Origin of the sequence: Staphylococcus sp. HMSC035D11, from assembly GCF_001836075.1 — a bacterium.
GTDB classification, from domain to species: Bacteria; Bacillota; Bacilli; order Staphylococcales; family Staphylococcaceae; genus Staphylococcus; species Staphylococcus hominis.
Window position 1 is genome coordinate 1 of sequence record NZ_KV827204.1, and the last position, 16,636, is coordinate 16,636.

Annotated in this window: 16 protein-coding genes and 1 pseudogene; 4 read left to right on the top strand and 13 right to left on the bottom strand. The window is 32.5% G+C overall.

What is annotated here, in order from left to right; genetic code table 11:
• The 4 genes from HMPREF2647_RS11110 to tadA all read right to left on the bottom strand — a co-directional run.
• The coding region (locus tag HMPREF2647_RS11110) for a YSIRK-type signal peptide-containing protein (RefSeq protein ID WP_083277827.1) at positions 1–296 on the bottom strand (296 nt) is incomplete at its 3' end.
• Between the two features lie 315 nt (positions 297–611).
• Positions 612–1,178: an NADPH-dependent FMN reductase gene (locus HMPREF2647_RS00030; protein ID WP_070859257.1), complete on the bottom strand. Its 567-nt coding sequence runs from the start codon at positions 1,176–1,178 to the stop codon at positions 612–614.
• A gap of 27 nt (positions 1,179–1,205) precedes the next feature.
• The gene (locus HMPREF2647_RS00035; protein WP_049415729.1) at positions 1,206–2,072 is read right to left on the bottom strand and encodes an HAD family hydrolase; all 867 of its coding nucleotides are present in this window, start codon (positions 2,070–2,072) and stop codon (positions 1,206–1,208) included.
• Positions 2,073–2,189: 117 nt separating this feature from the next.
• Positions 2,190–2,678 carry a tRNA adenosine(34) deaminase TadA gene (gene tadA / locus HMPREF2647_RS00040; RefSeq protein ID WP_049415730.1) on the bottom strand — a complete coding sequence of 163 codons (489 nt, stop codon included), beginning with the start codon at positions 2,676–2,678 and terminating at the stop codon, positions 2,190–2,192.
• Between the two features lie 63 nt (positions 2,679–2,741).
• On the opposite strand from tadA, the gene HMPREF2647_RS00045 reads away from it, so the two are divergent.
• The gene (locus tag HMPREF2647_RS00045; RefSeq protein WP_070859258.1) at positions 2,742–3,359 is read left to right on the top strand and encodes a deoxynucleoside kinase; all 618 of its coding nucleotides are present in this window, start codon (positions 2,742–2,744) and stop codon (positions 3,357–3,359) included.
• On the top strand, positions 3,352–4,014 hold the full coding sequence (locus HMPREF2647_RS00050) for a deoxynucleoside kinase (RefSeq protein WP_049415736.1): 663 nt from the start codon (positions 3,352–3,354) through the stop codon (positions 4,012–4,014). Before HMPREF2647_RS00045 ends, HMPREF2647_RS00050 begins: the two co-directional genes overlap by 8 nt.
• A gap of 130 nt (positions 4,015–4,144) precedes the next feature.
• Here HMPREF2647_RS00050 and HMPREF2647_RS00055 read toward each other — a convergent pair whose 3' ends face one another.
• Entirely contained in the window at positions 4,145–4,846 is a 702-nt protein-coding gene (locus HMPREF2647_RS00055) for an HAD family hydrolase (protein ID WP_049415740.1), read from the bottom strand.
• Between the two features lie 986 nt (positions 4,847–5,832).
• Here HMPREF2647_RS00055 and HMPREF2647_RS00060 point away from each other — a divergent pair.
• Positions 5,833–6,027, top strand: a complete 195-nt coding sequence (locus tag HMPREF2647_RS00060; RefSeq protein ID WP_002449037.1) for a hypothetical protein — start codon at positions 5,833–5,835, stop codon at positions 6,025–6,027.
• Positions 6,028–6,661: 634 nt separating this feature from the next.
• On the opposite strand, the gene HMPREF2647_RS00065 is transcribed toward HMPREF2647_RS00060, so the two are convergent.
• The 6 genes and pseudogenes from HMPREF2647_RS00065 to HMPREF2647_RS00090 all read right to left on the bottom strand — a co-directional run.
• Positions 6,662–7,741, bottom strand: a complete 1,080-nt coding sequence (locus tag HMPREF2647_RS00065; RefSeq protein ID WP_049413884.1) for a branched-chain amino acid aminotransferase — start codon at positions 7,739–7,741, stop codon at positions 6,662–6,664.
• A 174-nt stretch (positions 7,742–7,915) separates the two neighbouring features.
• Entirely contained in the window at positions 7,916–8,863 is a 948-nt protein-coding gene (locus HMPREF2647_RS00070; RefSeq protein ID WP_049419853.1) for an NAD-dependent epimerase/dehydratase family protein, read from the bottom strand.
• Positions 8,864–9,171: 308 nt separating this feature from the next.
• Complete coding sequence (locus tag HMPREF2647_RS00075) at positions 9,172–10,125, bottom strand: ornithine cyclodeaminase family protein (protein WP_070859259.1); 954 nt, start codon at positions 10,123–10,125, stop codon at positions 9,172–9,174.
• Positions 10,126–10,436: 311 nt separating this feature from the next.
• Positions 10,437–10,856, bottom strand: coding sequence for an NUDIX hydrolase (locus tag HMPREF2647_RS00080; RefSeq protein ID WP_048761979.1), 420 nt, complete (start codon positions 10,854–10,856; stop codon positions 10,437–10,439).
• Positions 10,857–10,860: 4 nt separating this feature from the next.
• On the bottom strand, positions 10,861–11,373 hold the full coding sequence (locus tag HMPREF2647_RS00085; RefSeq protein WP_049415747.1) for a GNAT family N-acetyltransferase: 513 nt from the start codon (positions 11,371–11,373) through the stop codon (positions 10,861–10,863).
• Between the two features lie 155 nt (positions 11,374–11,528).
• Positions 11,529–11,672 (bottom strand): annotated as a pseudogene (locus tag HMPREF2647_RS00090) (8-amino-7-oxononanoate synthase); the annotation flags it as partial.
• Positions 11,673–11,806: 134 nt separating this feature from the next.
• Between HMPREF2647_RS00090 and HMPREF2647_RS00095 the strand changes: the two are divergent.
• Positions 11,807–12,973 (top strand): M20 family metallopeptidase, encoded by a 1,167-nt coding sequence (locus tag HMPREF2647_RS00095; protein ID WP_049434287.1) that lies wholly within the window; start codon positions 11,807–11,809, stop codon positions 12,971–12,973.
• A 182-nt stretch (positions 12,974–13,155) separates the two neighbouring features.
• Here HMPREF2647_RS00095 and tuf read toward each other — a convergent pair whose 3' ends face one another.
• A complete protein-coding gene (gene tuf / locus HMPREF2647_RS00100) occupies positions 13,156–14,340 on the bottom strand; it encodes an elongation factor Tu (RefSeq protein WP_049434289.1) in 1,185 nt (394 codons plus the stop codon).
• Between the two features lie 191 nt (positions 14,341–14,531).
• Positions 14,532–16,631: an elongation factor G gene (fusA, locus tag HMPREF2647_RS00105; protein ID WP_070859261.1), complete on the bottom strand. Its 2,100-nt coding sequence runs from the start codon at positions 16,629–16,631 to the stop codon at positions 14,532–14,534.
• Between the last annotated feature and the right edge of the window lie 5 nt (positions 16,632–16,636).

Consider the following 16,636-nt stretch of genomic DNA (forward strand, 5'->3'; position numbering starts at 1 on the left):
TCTTTTGTTGTTACATCTTCTGTATTTTCTTCTGTTGATGTTGTAGCAGTTTCATTAGATGAGTCAATTTTTTGATTATTTTTGTCGTTATCATTCTCTATACTATTTAGAGAAGTATTTTCCATATGATTTTCTTCAGCTGCTTTTGCCTCATTGTCAGCGTGACCAAAAATCAATGTAGCACCAACTAATATTGAAGCTGTTCCTACAGTGAATTTTCTTATGGAGTACTTATTTAACTTATTCGAAATAAAATCCAATCTCTTGTTAATAGGACCTTGTCTTCTTTTACTCATATTTACCCCCTAATAAATAAATTATTTACACTTTAAAATGTAAAATACACATAATATTATATGTAAATACACTTCCAGGATAATGTATTTTACCATTTAACACAATACTTTTAAAAAATTTTACAATAAAAAAATAAATATTAGGTCCTACAATAGATAGGTACCTTTAATCTTTTTAAGTCAATTCAATTGAACAAGTGATAATTAGCTACAAATGATATATAATCTTTCTCGTTAAATAAAAAAAGAGCAACATACGTCGCTCTTTAAACTCGTTTCTTCCTTTATAAATGTGTTTTTTAACATTATTATAATTTATTTTAAATGTTCGTACGGACTATTATTGACAAATGATACAATTTGATCGACAAATAGTTTTGCGCGTAATTGGAATTCTTCGTCATTTAAATACAATGTACCGTCTTCTAATTTTGCATAGTCCGAATCGTGTGTTGCAATTTGTGTAGGTACAGCAATACCTAATAAACTACGAACAATAACACGTAAATGTGAAAGTGGTTCTGAACTTACGATACCGCCACTGTTACCAATTAAGCCCACTGGTTTCATTTTGACATAATCCATATTAATGTGATCTAACGCATTTTTTAAAATTCCTGAGTATGAACCATGATAATTTGGCGTACCAAAAATTAGGAAATCCGCTTCCATTGCTTTGTCTTGGAACTCTTTTGTATTCGCTTTAATTTCCTCTGTTGAATGTGTTGTTCCTGAAAAATCAAGTTGATTTAATGGTCTTTCAGCTAAATCAAAAATATCTACGTCGACATCATGATTATCGAATTGTCCTGTTAAATATTTAGCTAGTGCGTTGGTATGTGAACCTACTTGTGCACTTCCTACTACGATAAATCCTTTCATTTTATTCTAACACCTCTTAAATATTATTTATTTCTCTTCAGTTAAAACTTTCATAATTGCTTTACCTACACCACTATGTTCATTGGTATCTGTAACCAATTTAGCTATAGCTTTCACTTCGGGCATCGCATTGTCCATCGCAACAGGATAGCCTACGCGTTCAAGCATGGATACATCGTTTAAATTATCACCTAACGCCATGACATCTTGTAAGTCAATATGAAGTTGATTAGCAATAGTTTCTAATGCAATTCCTTTTTGAGCATCTGAATGCGTAATTTCTAAATTACCACGTGATGATGATGAAACAGCAAGACTTGATATGGCCGATAATTCTTTTCCAATACGTTCAATTTTTTCAAGATCTGGATTAAACGCCAGTACTTTCATTATCAGTTCGCCCGGAATATCTTCAATATCCTTGTAATTATCGACAATTTTGAGTGTACCGTTATCTATACGTTTTTGAATCCCTGCTTTAATCTTTTCAACATCACCTTGTTGGCCTGCATTTCTTGCAATATCTAAATAGATATCTAAATCACGTGTTGGATCTTCTGTATAAATCCCTCTATTCGTATACACTTGGTAGTACACGTCTTCTCGATCAAGAACCGCTTTAATTCGTTCTACTAATTCATGATTTAAATGAGAGGTATTCATAATATTGAATGATTCATCACGTATTTCTGCACCATTTAAACAAATATAAGGGACTTTTAAATCTGTTTCAGCCATAGGCGTGCTTGCTTCATAAAACGCACGACCCGTTGCAATGACTACTGTAATCCCTTTTGATTGAGCATATTTAATCGCGTTAATATTTTCTTCTGAAATTTCATGTGCTGCATTTAACAGTGTCCCATCCATATCTGTTGCAATCAGTTTAATCATGCCGTTACCTCATTTCATTAGCTAAACTTACAGCTATTATATTTTAGAACATACATATTCAGTGAACACAATTACAAAATTTAAATTTGTTTTACCGCTCCTATTTTAACAAATTTATCATCTTTTGTACGGTGATGTGTTTCTTTTAACTTTTTTAGCTCTTAAATCACGGAAAAATTGTCTCAATAAATTGCTACACGCTTCTTCTAACACACCCTGTTCAACAATTGCACGATGATTAAATTGTGGTTGTTGTAGTAAATCCATTAAACTACCACTGCATCCTCCTTTAGGATCCATCGCGCCATATACAACTCGTGGTATACGACTCATTACAACCGTTCCAGCACACATGACACAAGGTTCTAATGTGACATATAATGTACAATCTTCTAAACGCCAACTTCCTATGACTTTAGCTGCCCGTTCTATTGCTAAGTGTTCAGCATGAGCAGTAGGCTGTTGCAGGGTTTCTCTTAAATTATGGGCACGTGAAATAATGTCGTTATCTTTAACGATCACTGCTCCAATAGGAACTTCACCAAGTTGTCCAGCTTTTTTCGCTTCTTCAATTGCACATTTCATGTAAAATTCATCATTTGTCATATGTGTCATCCCTTACTTATGATAAAATACTCATTGTCTATTTTAACATTTGGAGATGTAATTATGAACAAACCATTTATTGCAATAGAAGGTCCGATTGGCGTTGGCAAATCGTCTCTTACTCATAAAATCAGCCAAACTTTTAATTATTATGAAGAAAATGAAATCATTAATGAAAACCCCTTTCTTTCTGATTTTTATGATGATATTTCAAAATGGAGTTTTCAAACTGAAATGTTCTTCCTTTGTAATCGTTATAAGCAAGCACAAGATATTGCAAAAATTAATCAAGGTGTGGTGAGTGATTACCACATTTATAAAAATAAAATCTTTGCGCACAATACACTTAACGAATCAGAATTTGATAAATTCAATCGTATTTTCAATATTTTAACTGAAGATCTTGAATTACCTAATATGATTATCTTTTTAGATGCTGATTTAGATGTACTGAAACGTCGCATTGCTAAACGTAACCGTAGCTTTGAACATCAAATTGAAGATAGCTACTTACTTAATTTAAAAAAGGATTATTTATCATTTTATGAAACATTAAAAAACGAAGGTGCTAATGTGATTTTAATCGACACTTCTGATTTAGATTTTGTGCAAAATGAATCAGATTATCAATTGATTTTAAACCAAATTAAACCCATGATAGGAGATATAAAATATGAATAATTATGGTATTCCTCAAAATGCAATTATTACAATTGCTGGAACGGTAGGCGTAGGAAAATCTACATTAACTCAAGCGCTTGCTGATAAACTCAATTTCAGAACTTCCTTTGAAAATGTGGACCATAACCCCTACTTAGATAAATTCTATAATGATTTTGAACGTTGGAGTTTCCATCTGCAAATTTATTTTTTAGCTGAACGTTTTAAAGAACAAAAACGCATGTTTGAATACGGGGGAGGCTTTATACAAGATCGTTCTATTTATGAAGATGTTGATATTTTCGCAAAAATGCATGAAGAACAAGGAACAATGAGTAAAGAAGATTTTAAAACTTACTCAGAGTTATTTGAAGCAATGGTTATGACACCCTATTTCCCTAAACCAGATGTTTTAATTTATTTAGATTGTGATTATGATGAAGTAATTGATCGTATTCATCAACGTGGCCGCGATATGGAAATGAATACTGATCCGGCATATTGGAAAAAGTTATTTAAACACTATGAAAATTGGATTAACAATTTTAATGCTTGTCCCGTAGTAAGAGTGAATATTAATGAATATGATATTCATGAAAATCCCGACTCTTTAGATCCAATTATCGACAAAATTGCACATATTATTCAAACATATCGAAATGTAGATCATCGATAAAAAAAAGAGACAGAATTTACTGTCTCACTTAGGCAAGAAGGACTAGAATTAAAAAACTTCGTATAAACACATTTTTAATTCAGTCCTTGGCTGCCAATATGTTATAAATGATACTTTAATCTCTTTGTGTTTAATTATTTTGTGTATATTTTTTTAATACTTCTGGTACACTCACAGCTGTTTCAATCACGTAATCAGCATCCACAAGTTCCTCTTTTTTTGCGATACCACTTAATACACCAATGGCTAAACCTAACTTTGCATTCACTTTAGTCTTCATATCATTATTTGTGTCACCTACAATGGCTACATCTTCCGGTTTAACATCATAATGATCAAAAAGTGGCTTCAGTACTTCAGGATTGGGTTTTTCAGCCGCATGCGCTTCAGTAGAAATGACTAAATCAAACGCATCTTTAGAATGTGTTTCTTCTAAAAATTGTGTCACCCCTTTTTCAGAGTCACTAGTCACAATACCAATTTTATAGCCTTCATGTCGTAATGATTGAATCATATCATAAACGCCATCTATCCAGTTGTTTTCTGGTTCACGGCTATCTATTAATGTTTGACTTGTATCACGCGTCCATTTAGAAACATCTTTACCTGATTCGTCATTAAATGCATGAACAATTTCATCTAACGATCCTGAACCCATAACAGAATCCGGACGAATCGTATCTTTAACAACGCCTAGTTTGCGAAGCGTTGCTTCTTTATTCGCTACAGGAAATGTGTCCAGGAAACTATTTACCAGGCGTACGCCAATTTTTTCCCAACTATGATCAAATTCAATTAATGTACCATCTTTATCAAATAATATCCATTCCATTTATATATACACTCCTTATTTTGTATTTCATTGTAATATACATTGTTCTTTTAAGTATAGTAAAAGAACTGCTTAGCATACGTTTATAAAAAAAGCCATACCTCTCTAGGTATGACTCAACTAAGAATATATAAAACTAGTTTTGAATAACGTTGGCATTACTATGCCTCAACGGGAATGAGACTATGTGTAAGGGAATAGTCTCTAAGAATATCATACATCGCTTCATTTTTATTGTCTACAACAAGTTGATACGTGTCAACATTCCATTTCATTATATATTTATAACCTTACAGGTGCTATATTAAAAAATTCTACTTTTCCACAGTTTTTGCATTCTGTAATAAATGTTTTAATATTTGATGTTTCAGTATTATCATCACCTCTTATTTAATGTATCTCAATGTTAATTCGTTATAATTTAAATTATATATTAAGAAACACGCTTCTTATTTAGTAACTATATTTAAATAAAAAGCGTGCTTTAATAGTATTTAATGAAAATATATATTCAATTCGATTAGGGGGAAACAATTAATTTCTCGGTTCACCATTTACAAGAATACCACTTACTAAATCATATACTTTTTTAATGAAATTAAAGATATCTAACATGGTTTTCATCTCCTTAAATATGTTTACAACTAATAGTTTAGTATATATTTTAATTTATAGGAGATTTCTGCCTAAGTTGATATGATTCATGCTAAAGTGTCTTGATTTCCCTATTATTCCATATTAAATGTTGCGTAGAAGTCCAAATTATTCATCAAATTCCAAAAAAATAAAAAAGATGTATTGAAAAATAATAAAAAATTTGCCTTATTGCTTTTATATCTATAAGTGGTTTAATTAATAGATAATACGGTGATTATAATCTTCACTAAAAAAATATAAAATTCTATAAAATATCTTTGTAATATGCTATTGAGTAATTTTAACAATGATATTCATCATATCATTACTAAAAATGAAAGGATATATTCATGTTAATCGTTATTTTTATTTTATTCGGAATCGGAATTGGATTATTTATATTTAGTTTCTTCTTAGCACAAAATGAAGGACTCGCTTATAAAACAATTAGCCGAGGGTTTTCTGCACTATTTGTATCACTCGGTATATTAGCATTAATGGGGTATCTCATTAATTTTATTTCTTCACATTATTTAAATATCTAATTCCTTATATTTTCTATTCTCAAAAAAGTGGAAAGACAACTTTAAATGATGTCTTTCCACTTTTTCAATTTACTTTGTTTTATTATTGGTATCTTGATTATACTTGAATCAAATATATATCGTATTAATACTCTAAGATTATCAAAAAAAGGGCTTTACGCCCCTAAAGATCTATATCATTTAAATGAATTTCAAATGTTGAGATTACCTAAGTAATAATGGTATTAGGTATATGGTATTTGTAATAGAAGAAAAACACTAAGTCAAGAGTTGTCTTTTAGGTAATCTCATTACTTATTATTACATAATAAAATTTAATTATCTATATTACTTAAATAAAAAAATAATAATTTTTATATTTAAATATAATTAATTGTTAAAATTATTAAAATGTTTATCTTTATTTATAAAGGGTATAATTTAAATGGCAGAATATTTTGTTATAATATTTTGCTCCTTATTTATTTTACGTCACCACTCTTACTTAGTTCGACATAAGCTATGTTAAGAGTGGTTTCTTTATGCAAAAAAGAAGGCAACCAACTTTTTGATGTGCTCCCAAAAGTTGATCTAAAATGAAAAATAACAAGCTAGAAACCACGTAGTCATAACGTTTCCAGCTTGTTTTTATAAGTTATTTATATTCCGGCACAATGACTCTCCAGCCATGTTTATCTTCTAATTTACCACTTTGGATGCCAGTGTATGTGTCATATAATTTTTTAGTGATTTCTCCAGGTTCGTTATTATTAATCACAATTTCTCTATCTTCATATTTTAATGTACCTACTGGAGAGATGACTGCTGCCGTACCAGAACCAAATACTTCTGTTAATTCACCTTTATCGTAAGCTTCGAATAATTCATCAATAGATACTTTACGTTCTTCGACTTCATAGCCTAATTCTTTTGCTAATTCGATAATTGATTTACGTGTAATACCAGGTAAAATACTACCATTTAACGCAGGTGTTACTAATTTGCCATTTTCAACGAAGAAAATGTTCATACTACCTACTTCTTCAACATATTTTTGTTCAACGCCGTCCAACCATAATACTTGATCATATCCTAAGTTATTCGCATTCGTTTGTGCTAATAAACTTGCTGCATAGTTACCTGCTACTTTAGCAAAACCTACCCCCCCACGAACTGCACGTACATATTCATCTTCAACATAAATTTTTGTTGATTTTAATGTATCACCGCCGTAGTAAGCACCTGATGGAGATAAGATAATTAATAATTTATATTTTTTAGAAGCACGAACACCTAAAATTCCTTCTGTAGCGAATACGAATGGACGAATATATAAAGATTGGCCCTCGCCTTCTGGTACCCAATCACGTTCGATATCAACAAGTTGTTTCAAACCATCTAATAATAATTCTTCATCTACTTTAGGCATTTCTAAACGCGCTAATGAATCATTGATACGTTTGAAGTTTTGATCTGGACGGAATAATACGACCTCACCATTATGTTTATATGCTTTTAAACCTTCAAATACAGCTTGACCATAGTGTAAACTTTGTGCTGCTGGAGAAATTTCAAACGGTGCATAAGGAATAATTTTTAATTCTTGCCAACCGCCTTTTTCTTCATCATAATCTACACTTAACATATAGTCAGTAAAATATTGCCCAAATCCAAGATTTCCTTCTGGTTTTTCTTTAAGTGTGTCACGTTGTTCAAATTTAACTTTTTCTGACATGTTGAAGCCTCCTAATATATTTCATGAATAAGATTTAATATAAATTATAGCAATCTCAGATAGTCTATTCAATAAATTTTCTAAAAATTCAAACAAAATAAAAAATGAAACCCTTTTCTTTTTTTATTCTTTAAAAGAGAGTCAAATTCCAAAGGCACCTTTTTAATTATGAACTTATGTCTTTTCTTTAATCGTTCGTATCATTGTTTCTGTCATTTTAGCCAAATGATACTTTGGATTAAAGCCCCATTCTTTTCGAGAATAACTGGTATCAATATTATCTGGCCATGTATCTGCAATCGTTTGTCTTACTGGATCGACATCATAATCTAAGGTGAATTCTGGAATATATTTCTGAATTTCTTTCTTAATCATCTCAGGTTCAAGACTCATTGCGCTTAAATTATAACCATTGCGTGTTACAAGTTTCTTACTATCCGCTTCCATAAGTTGAATAATCGCATCAATGGCATCATCCATATACATCATATCCATATACGTATTTTTAGCGATATAGCTCGTGTAGTGACCATGTCTAACCGCTTCGAAATATATTTCTACTGCGTAATCTGTAGTACCTCCACCTGGCTCTTTGACATGTGAAATGAGCCCTGGAAATCTTACACTACGTGTGTCGACACCAAAATTTTTAAAGTAATATTGGCATAATAATTCACCTGCAACTTTATTTATCCCGTACATTGTTGTCGGTTGTTGAATCGTATTTTGAGATGTGTTTTTCTTAGGTGTAGACGCACCAAATACCCCAATTGAACTTGGCATAAAGAAATGTAAGTCATACATTCTTGCAGTTTCTAAAGCATTTATTAACCCACCCATATTTAAATCCCAAGCCTGCAAAGGATTTTTTTCAGCTGTTGCAGAAAGTAATGCAGCCATATGCATAAGTGTATCTGCTTTAAAGTCTTCTACTACAGCCATCATTGCGTCACGATCTGTTACATCAAGTAATTCAAATGGGCTATCACTAATCAATGAATGTAGTTCTGGCTCACTAATATCAGTGGCTAATACATTATTTTTTCCATATAATTGTCTACATTTTAGTACCAATTCAGTTCCTATTTGGCCTAGTGCTCCTGTAATTACAATTCTCTTCATTGTCATTTCTCCCTTTGTTTTATATATCCTAATAGTGTCTTTTTAGAATTCCCCATATTCTTCGATTTACTATATTATAAAAATGCTTACATATATCATTAGATTGTACGTTAAAGTGATAATTTTATTCTTCTAATAAATTATTTGATTTAACTTACGTTTTATTTGTTAATTATTTTTAAAAGGAGGCGAATATGAAGAAATATTTTGTATCACTCTTATTGATTTTCTTTATACAATAAAAATACCGTATCAGCCATGGCTACGTTATCACTGATACGGTATCTATTTTTTTATACAGTATGTGGTTAATTAGTTTGTTGAGCTTTTTTATAAAAGTATTGTGCCACCACTATATCTACAATAGCTAAACCTACTGATTTAAATACTGTCACTTCTTCTTCATCATCACGTCCAGATATTTTTCCACTTACAATATCTCCTAATTCACCATGTAGTGATTGCTCAGTAATGATACCTTCTTCTAATGGTACTTTTAAATCACCTGTTTCTTCCATTGCTGCTTCTGTAGATTCAACAACTATTTTATTAGCAATCAACATCGTTTCTGAAGGGAGTTCTTGCATTTCAGGTTTAAATGAACCTACTGCATTTAAATGAACACCGGGATGTAATGAATGAGAATACACCGGTTTATTTGAATTTGTAGCTGTCACAACAATATCTGCGTTTTCCATAGCTTGATCTGCTTCATCGAAGACTTTTGTTGACACGTGATACGTTTGTTTCACAAATTCAGCCAATGTTTCAGCTTTAGCTCTTGTACGACTCGAGATATGAAGCATTTCAATATCTCTCACTGCTAATATTGCTGCAATGAGCCCCTCAGCTTGATCTCCAGCGCCAATCACACACAATGTTTTTGCATCTTCACGTGCTAAATATTTTGTAGCTACACCTGAAATGGCGCCCGTACGAATCTTAGTTAAATAACTACCATCAAGTACAGCAAGGGTTTCTCCTGTATCATAATCACTCAGCAATACGGATCCTGTAATTGTTTTTTTATCTAGTTTAGGATTATTAGGGGCGAAAGTGACTGTTTTAATATCGACAATATTTAATTCGTCTGATAAAGCTGGCATCACTAAATATCTATTTTCTTTATTAAAAGGTAATACATAACGTAATGGCGTTTCAGTTTTTCCTTCTGAAAACACCTGTAACGCGTGACCGACTTCTTCAATCACTTCTTTCATATCTAATAAGTTTTGTTGATCCTGTTCATTTAAAACGAGCATTTCATAGACCTCCACTGTTTGGATATTGTTAAACAATAGATTAGAAGTAGCAATCATCCATTTAATTATTATATGTTCTAATCAATTGAATATTAATATTTTTTATAGATTTTATTAACTTATTATTGTGATGATATACAATTGATGATATCTTTATATTATAAATGAAAGGTACAGTTTACATAGTAAAGTGCCTTGCGATTTCATAACACTATGAAACTATTTATAAACTTTTGACACCCATCACTTTTCTTATGAGAAAAGTGATTTTTTTATATCTTACTATAAATGATTGTTGTAATACCTGTTTTTCAATCTATAACACCTTCATTATAATAGGTAGCTTTATTATCTAAAAATACTTTTAAACTGTGATTATAATATGTAAGTTTTTGGTCTGCTTCTTCGATGGTCATCCATTTTGTTTCTGAAATTTCATCTTTCATTTGTATATCTATGACTTCATTTTGAATTGTAGCTTTAAACATAATAAATAATGTATGTACATTCATTTGAGTGGATTTACCTTCATTAATACTTACAATATCTCCAATCTTAGCATTAAGACCTGTTTCTTCCATTACTTCACGTTTCAAAGCTTCAACTAGTGTTTCTCCCTTTTCTACCTTTCCTCCTGGTAATGACCACCCCCCGCCATCTGTATTATTAACAAGTAATACTTTTCTTTCTTGATTTTGTATGAGTGCATATACGACTTTTAAATCTTTCACAGTTTCACCTTCCATCATTTAGAATTTCAAATCGACTTACTGGCTGGCCGTTTTTTTTAATGTACGAATTAATTTCATATCCTCCATGTTTTTTTATTACTTTTTGTGAAGCATAATTATAAGGATTACATGTCATTAATACTTTATGTATCCCCATTTTATTTAGTCTATTTAGTGCTTCTTCTAACATGCTTGAAGCATAACCATTTCCTCTGTATGGTTTGGCGACGCCATAGCCTACATGTCCTCCGATATTTTTTAATTTATCATTAAGTTTATGACGAATATTTACTGCACCAACAATATCATCATTTTTAAAATAAAATAATGTTGTAGAAGGAACGGCATTCATATTTACGGGTGGATGATTCAATTGTTCTACCATTTGTTCAAAAGATTGATAATGTGCGACATCAATATTAGATGGAATAATTTTCTCATTGTTATCATACCAATATTGTAAATATCGAATTAAATTTTCTTTATCTTTATACTCTAGTTTTCTTAATTCAAGCATGTATACACCTCTTTTTTACAATTAGTGTACCACTAAAAATGAAAAACAATCCATTTATACATTAAAACTAATAGATGACTCAAATTAATTAAATATTTATTTAATAATATTTAACCCTTTTCTAACTTTTAATACTTTAAATGCTTGATCTAACATTTTTTAGTGCGTGCGACATCATCACCTACGACATCGATAGCTTTAGATAATATACCGCTTTGGAAATCAATTTTGTCTTGTAAGCCTAAATGTTTTACTATTCCTGCGCCTTTATCTATCACAACTGAACCATGTGCCTCATCATTTCTCTTTTGTTATTGATTCATCATATAATATTTGATAGTGTGTCTTTTATTAAAATTACAATGAGTGACTACTGAGTTTTAGTAGAATTTGTTATACTAAAGTTCATAATAATTAGGAAGAAGTGGTCAATGTGTTTGATTGGTTTCAATTAGCCAGTGAAAAAGAAAATAGAATGATTCAAATGCGTCGTTATATGCATCAATATCCAGAGCCTTCTTTTGAAGAAACGTGGACACATAACTACATTCTCAATCAGTTAAGTCATTTAGACTGTGAGATTGTGTCACCTGTAGGACGAAATGGTATCAAGGCAACTTTTAAAGGGAAAGAAAATGGTCCAACTATTGCATTTCGTGCAGACTTCGATGCATTACCAGTCCAAGAATTAAACGACGTTCCATATAAATCTAAAAACGATGGTTTTATGCATGCATGTGGTCACGATGGTCATACTGCTATTTTATTAGGTGTTGCTGAAATTGTTCACGAACATCGTCACTTATTAAAAGGAAATGTTGTATTTATTTTTCAATATGGTGAAGAGATTATGCCAGGTGGCTCTCAAGAAATGATTGATGATGGCTGTTTAAACGATGTTGATAAAATTTATGGTACTCATCTTTGGAGTGGCTATCCTACTGGTACAATTTATTCAAGACCAGGTGCAATCATGGCTTCTCCAGATGAATTCTCGATTACCATTAAAGGTAAAGGAGGACATGGGGCTAAACCTCATGAAACAATTGATCCAATTGTAATTATGGCTGAGTTTATACTAAGTGCTCAAAAAATCATTTCTCGTACCATTGATCCTGTAAAAGAAGCAGTATTAACCTTTGGTATGGTACAAGCAGGTTCTTCTGATAGTGTTATTCCAGATTCAGCATTTTGTAAAGGGACAGTACGTACCTTTGATACAAAACTGCAAGCTCATGTTCAAGAGAAAATGGATAAGTTATTACAAGGTCTTGCATTAGCGAATGATATCACTTATGACATGGAATATATTAGAGGGTATTTACCAGTTCATAATCATGAAGAAGCTTATGAAACAGTTAAACAAGCGGCAAATGATTTACATTTACGTTTTAATAAATCAGAATTGATGATGATTGGTGAAGACTTTTCACACTATCTAAAAGTCCGACCTGGTGCATTTTTCTTAACTGGATGTGGCAATGCTGATAAAAGTATTACAGCCCCACATCACAATCCGCATTTTGATATTGATGAAGCAGCATTTAAATATGCTGCAAGTGAATTTCTTAAAATCTTAGAACTTGAAAGCGTTTTTTAATTCATTGTTAAATATGTATCGTAAATCTTAGAATATAAACGATTAAAACAGCTTATAGATAGTATTTATCTATGGGCTGTTTTATTAATATTTTTTACTAAATAAAAGCACAGTGAACTTAAGTCTTATTTTCAAATAAAAAAAGACTCCCAATAAGGGAGTCTTCTATATCAAATAATAAATTATTCGAAGATTTCAGTTACAACGCCTGATCCTACAGTACGTCCACCTTCACGGATTGAGAAACGAGTACCGTCTTCAATCGCGATAGGAGCGATTAATTCTACTGTCATTTCAACGTTGTCGCCAGGCATTACCATTTCAGTACCTTCTGGTAAGTTAACAACACCAGTTACGTCAGTAGTACGGAAATAGAATTGTGGACGATAGTTAGTGAAGAATGGAGTATGACGTCCACCTTCATCTTTTGATAAAACATATACGTCTGCTTTGAATTTTGTGTGAGGTGTGATTGAACCTGGAGCAGCTAATACTTGACCACGTTGTACATCTTCACGAGCAACACCACGTAATAAAGCACCGATGTTGTCACCAGCTTCAGCGTAGTCTAATAATTTACGGAACATTTCTACACCAGTAACAGTTGTTTTAGAAGTATCTTTGATACCAATAATTTCAACTTCTTCACCAACTTTGATTTGACCACGTTCAACACGGCCTGTAGCAACAGTACCACGACCAGTGATTGAGAATACGTCCTCAACTGGCATCATGAATGGTTTATCAGAGTCACGTTCTGGAGTTGGAATGTAATCATCAACTGCTTGCATTAATTCTAAGATTTTTTCTTCGTATTGAGCATCGCCTTCTAAAGCTTTTAAAGCTGAACCAGCGATTACAGGTACGTCGTCACCTGGGAAGTCGTATTCAGATAATAAGTCACGTACTTCCATTTCAACTAATTCTAATAATTCTTCATCGTCAACCATGTCAACTTTGTTTAAGAATACTACTAATGCTGGTACACCAACGTTACGTGATAAAAGAATGTGTTCACGAGTTTGTGGCATTGGACCGTCAGCAGCAGATACTACTAAGATACCGCCGTCCATTTGAGCAGCACCAGTGATCATGTTTTTAACATAGTCAGCGTGTCCTGGGCAGTCAACGTGAGCATAGTGACGTTTGTCAGTTTGATATTCGATGTGTGCAGTATTGATTGTAATACCACGTTCTTTTTCTTCTGGAGCGTTGTCAATCATGTCATATGATTGTGCTACAGTGTCACCATTTTTAGCTAATACAGTTGCGATAGCAGCTGTTAAAGTAGTTTTACCATGGTCAACGTGACCGATAGTACCAATATTGGCATGTTCTTTTGAGCGATCAAATTTTTCTTTTGCCATTATTAAATCTCTCCTATTCTAGTTAAAGTTATTTCAATATTATCTCTCATGATAGTTACTCACTATCATGAGACATAATGATTGTTCTAAAAAGAATTCATAGTTCTTTTATAATGCATTTTGGATAAAAAATCAATTCATAAAGATGAATGCTTAATTAATAAGCTCAAGCTGTATTTTACCTAGATTTACTAGTTAAAACAAGTTATATTATTCACCTTTATTTTTTTGATGATTTCTTCAGCAATTGATTTTGGAACTTCTGCATAATGGTCAAAGTACATAGTGTAAGTACCGCGACCTTGAGTGTTAGAACGTAATGAAGTTGCATAACCAAACATTTCTGAAAGTGGTACATAAGCGTTAACAACTTGTGCATTACCACGTGGTTCCATACCATCAACACGTCCACGACGAGCTGTTACGTCACCCATGATATCGCCCATGTATTCTTCAGGCATTTCGATTGTAACTTTCATCATTGGTTCTAAGATAACTGGATCACATTTTTTAGCAGCTTCTTTAAGTGCTAATGATGCAGCAATTTTGAAGGCCATTTCTGATGAATCGACATCATGGTATGAACCATCAAATAATTTAGCTTTAACATCAATTAATGGATAACCAGCTAATACACCGTTTTCCATAGCATCTTTAAGACCAGCTTCAACTGATGGAATGTATTCACGAGGAACTACACCACCAACGATAGCGTTTTCGAATTCGAAACCTGCGCCAGTTTCATTTGGAGTGAATTCAATATGAACATCACCATATTGTCCACGACCACCTGATTGACGAGAGAATTTACCTTGAACTTGAGCAGATTGTTTAAATGTTTCACGATATGAAACCATTGGTGCACCTACGTTACATTCAACGTTGAATTCTTTTTTCATACGGTCTACTAAGATATCTAAGTGTAACTCACCCATACCACCGATGATAACTTGTCCAGTTTCTTCGTCAGTATGTGCATGGAAAGTAGGGTCTTCTTCTTGTAATTTAACTAAAGCTTGAGTCATTTTATCTTGGTCAGCTTTAGACTTAGGTTCTACTGATAAGTGAATAACTGGTTCTGGGAATTCCATTGATTCCAAGATAATGTCATTTTTCTCACCACATAAAGTGTCACCAGTACCTGTTTCTTTAAGACCTACAGCTGCAGCGATATCTCCTGAGTAAACAGTGTCAATTTCTTGACGAGAGTTCGCATGCATTTGTAATAAACGACCTACACGTTCACGTTTATCTTTTGTTGAGTTTTTAACGTATGAACCAGATGTTAACGTACCTGAATATACACGGAAGAAAGTTAATTTACCAACATAAGGGTCAGTCATAACTTTGAAAGCTAACGCTGCGAATTCAGCATTATCGTCAGCTTTTGCAATGACTTCTTCATCAGGATTTTCAGCACGATGACCTACGATAGGTTTAACATCTAATGGTGATGGTAAGTAATCAATTACTGCATTAAGCATTAATTGAACACCTTTGTTTTTGAATGCTGTACCACAAAGTACTGGGTAGAATTCTACGTCAGTAGTTGCTTGACGGATAGCATTTTTTAATTCAGCTACTGAAATTTCTTCGTCACCAAGATATTTTTCCATTAATTCGTCGCTAGTTTCTGCAACTGCTTCGATTAAATTAGAACGAGCTTCTTCAGCTCTTTCTTTGTGATCTTCAGGAATTTCAATTTCTTCAATTTCTGTACCTAAGTCATTTGTATATTTGAAACATTTCATTTCAACTAAGTCAATGATTGCTTCAAATTCATCTTCGGCACCAATTGGTAATTGGATAGGTGCTGCATTTGCTTGTAAGCGATCATGTAATGTACTTACTGAATACTCAAAGTTTGCACCAAGTTTATCCATTTTGTTAACAAATACAATACGAGGAACACCATAAGTAGTAGCTTGACGCCAAACAGTTTCAGTTTGAGGTTCTACACCTGATTGAGCATCAAGTACAGTAACCGCACCGTCAAGTACACGTAATGAACGTTCAACTTCTACAGTGAAGTCTACGTGTCCTGGTGTATCGATAATGTTAACACGGTGGTCTTTCCAAGAAGCTGTTGTTGCAGCTGATGTGATTGTAATACCACGATCTTGTTCTTGTTCCATCCAGTCCATTTGTGAAGCACCTTCATGTGTTTCACCAATTTTGTGGATACGACCTGTATAATAAAGAATACGTTCAGTCGTTGTAGTTTTACCAGCATCGATGTGAGCCATGATACCGATATTACGAGTGTTTTTCAAAGAAAAGTCTCTAGCCATTGTTT

Bases quoted from the DNA above. Each gene is read 5' to 3' on its own strand.
- HMPREF2647_RS00030 (WP_070859257.1), bottom strand. From the start codon at position 1,178: ATGAAAGGATTTATCGTAGTAGGAAGTGCACAAGTAGGTTCACATACC.
- HMPREF2647_RS00035 (WP_049415729.1), bottom strand. From the start codon at position 2,072: ATGATTAAACTGATTGCAACAGATATGGATGGGACACTGTTAAATGCA.
- tadA (WP_049415730.1), bottom strand. From the start codon at position 2,678: ATGACAAATGATGAATTTTACATGAAATGTGCAATTGAAGAAGCGAAA.
- HMPREF2647_RS00045 (WP_070859258.1), top strand. From the start codon at position 2,742: ATGAACAAACCATTTATTGCAATAGAAGGTCCGATTGGCGTTGGCAAA.
- HMPREF2647_RS00050 (WP_049415736.1), top strand. From the start codon at position 3,352: ATGAATAATTATGGTATTCCTCAAAATGCAATTATTACAATTGCTGGA.
- HMPREF2647_RS00055 (WP_049415740.1), bottom strand. From the start codon at position 4,846: ATGGAATGGATATTATTTGATAAAGATGGTACATTAATTGAATTTGAT.
- HMPREF2647_RS00060 (WP_002449037.1), top strand. From the start codon at position 5,833: ATGTTAATCGTTATTTTTATTTTATTCGGAATCGGAATTGGATTATTT.
- HMPREF2647_RS00065 (WP_049413884.1), bottom strand. From the start codon at position 7,741: ATGTCAGAAAAAGTTAAATTTGAACAACGTGACACACTTAAAGAAAAA.
- HMPREF2647_RS00070 (WP_049419853.1), bottom strand. From the start codon at position 8,863: ATGAAGAGAATTGTAATTACAGGAGCACTAGGCCAAATAGGAACTGAA.
- HMPREF2647_RS00075 (WP_070859259.1), bottom strand. From the start codon at position 10,125: ATGCTCGTTTTAAATGAACAGGATCAACAAAACTTATTAGATATGAAA.
- HMPREF2647_RS00085 (WP_049415747.1), bottom strand. From the start codon at position 11,373: ATGCTTGAATTAAGAAAACTAGAGTATAAAGATAAAGAAAATTTAATT.
- tuf (WP_049434289.1), bottom strand. From the start codon at position 14,340: ATGGCAAAAGAAAAATTTGATCGCTCAAAAGAACATGCCAATATTGGT.
- fusA (WP_070859261.1), bottom strand. From the start codon at position 16,631: ATGGCTAGAGACTTTTCTTTGAAAAACACTCGTAATATCGGTATCATG.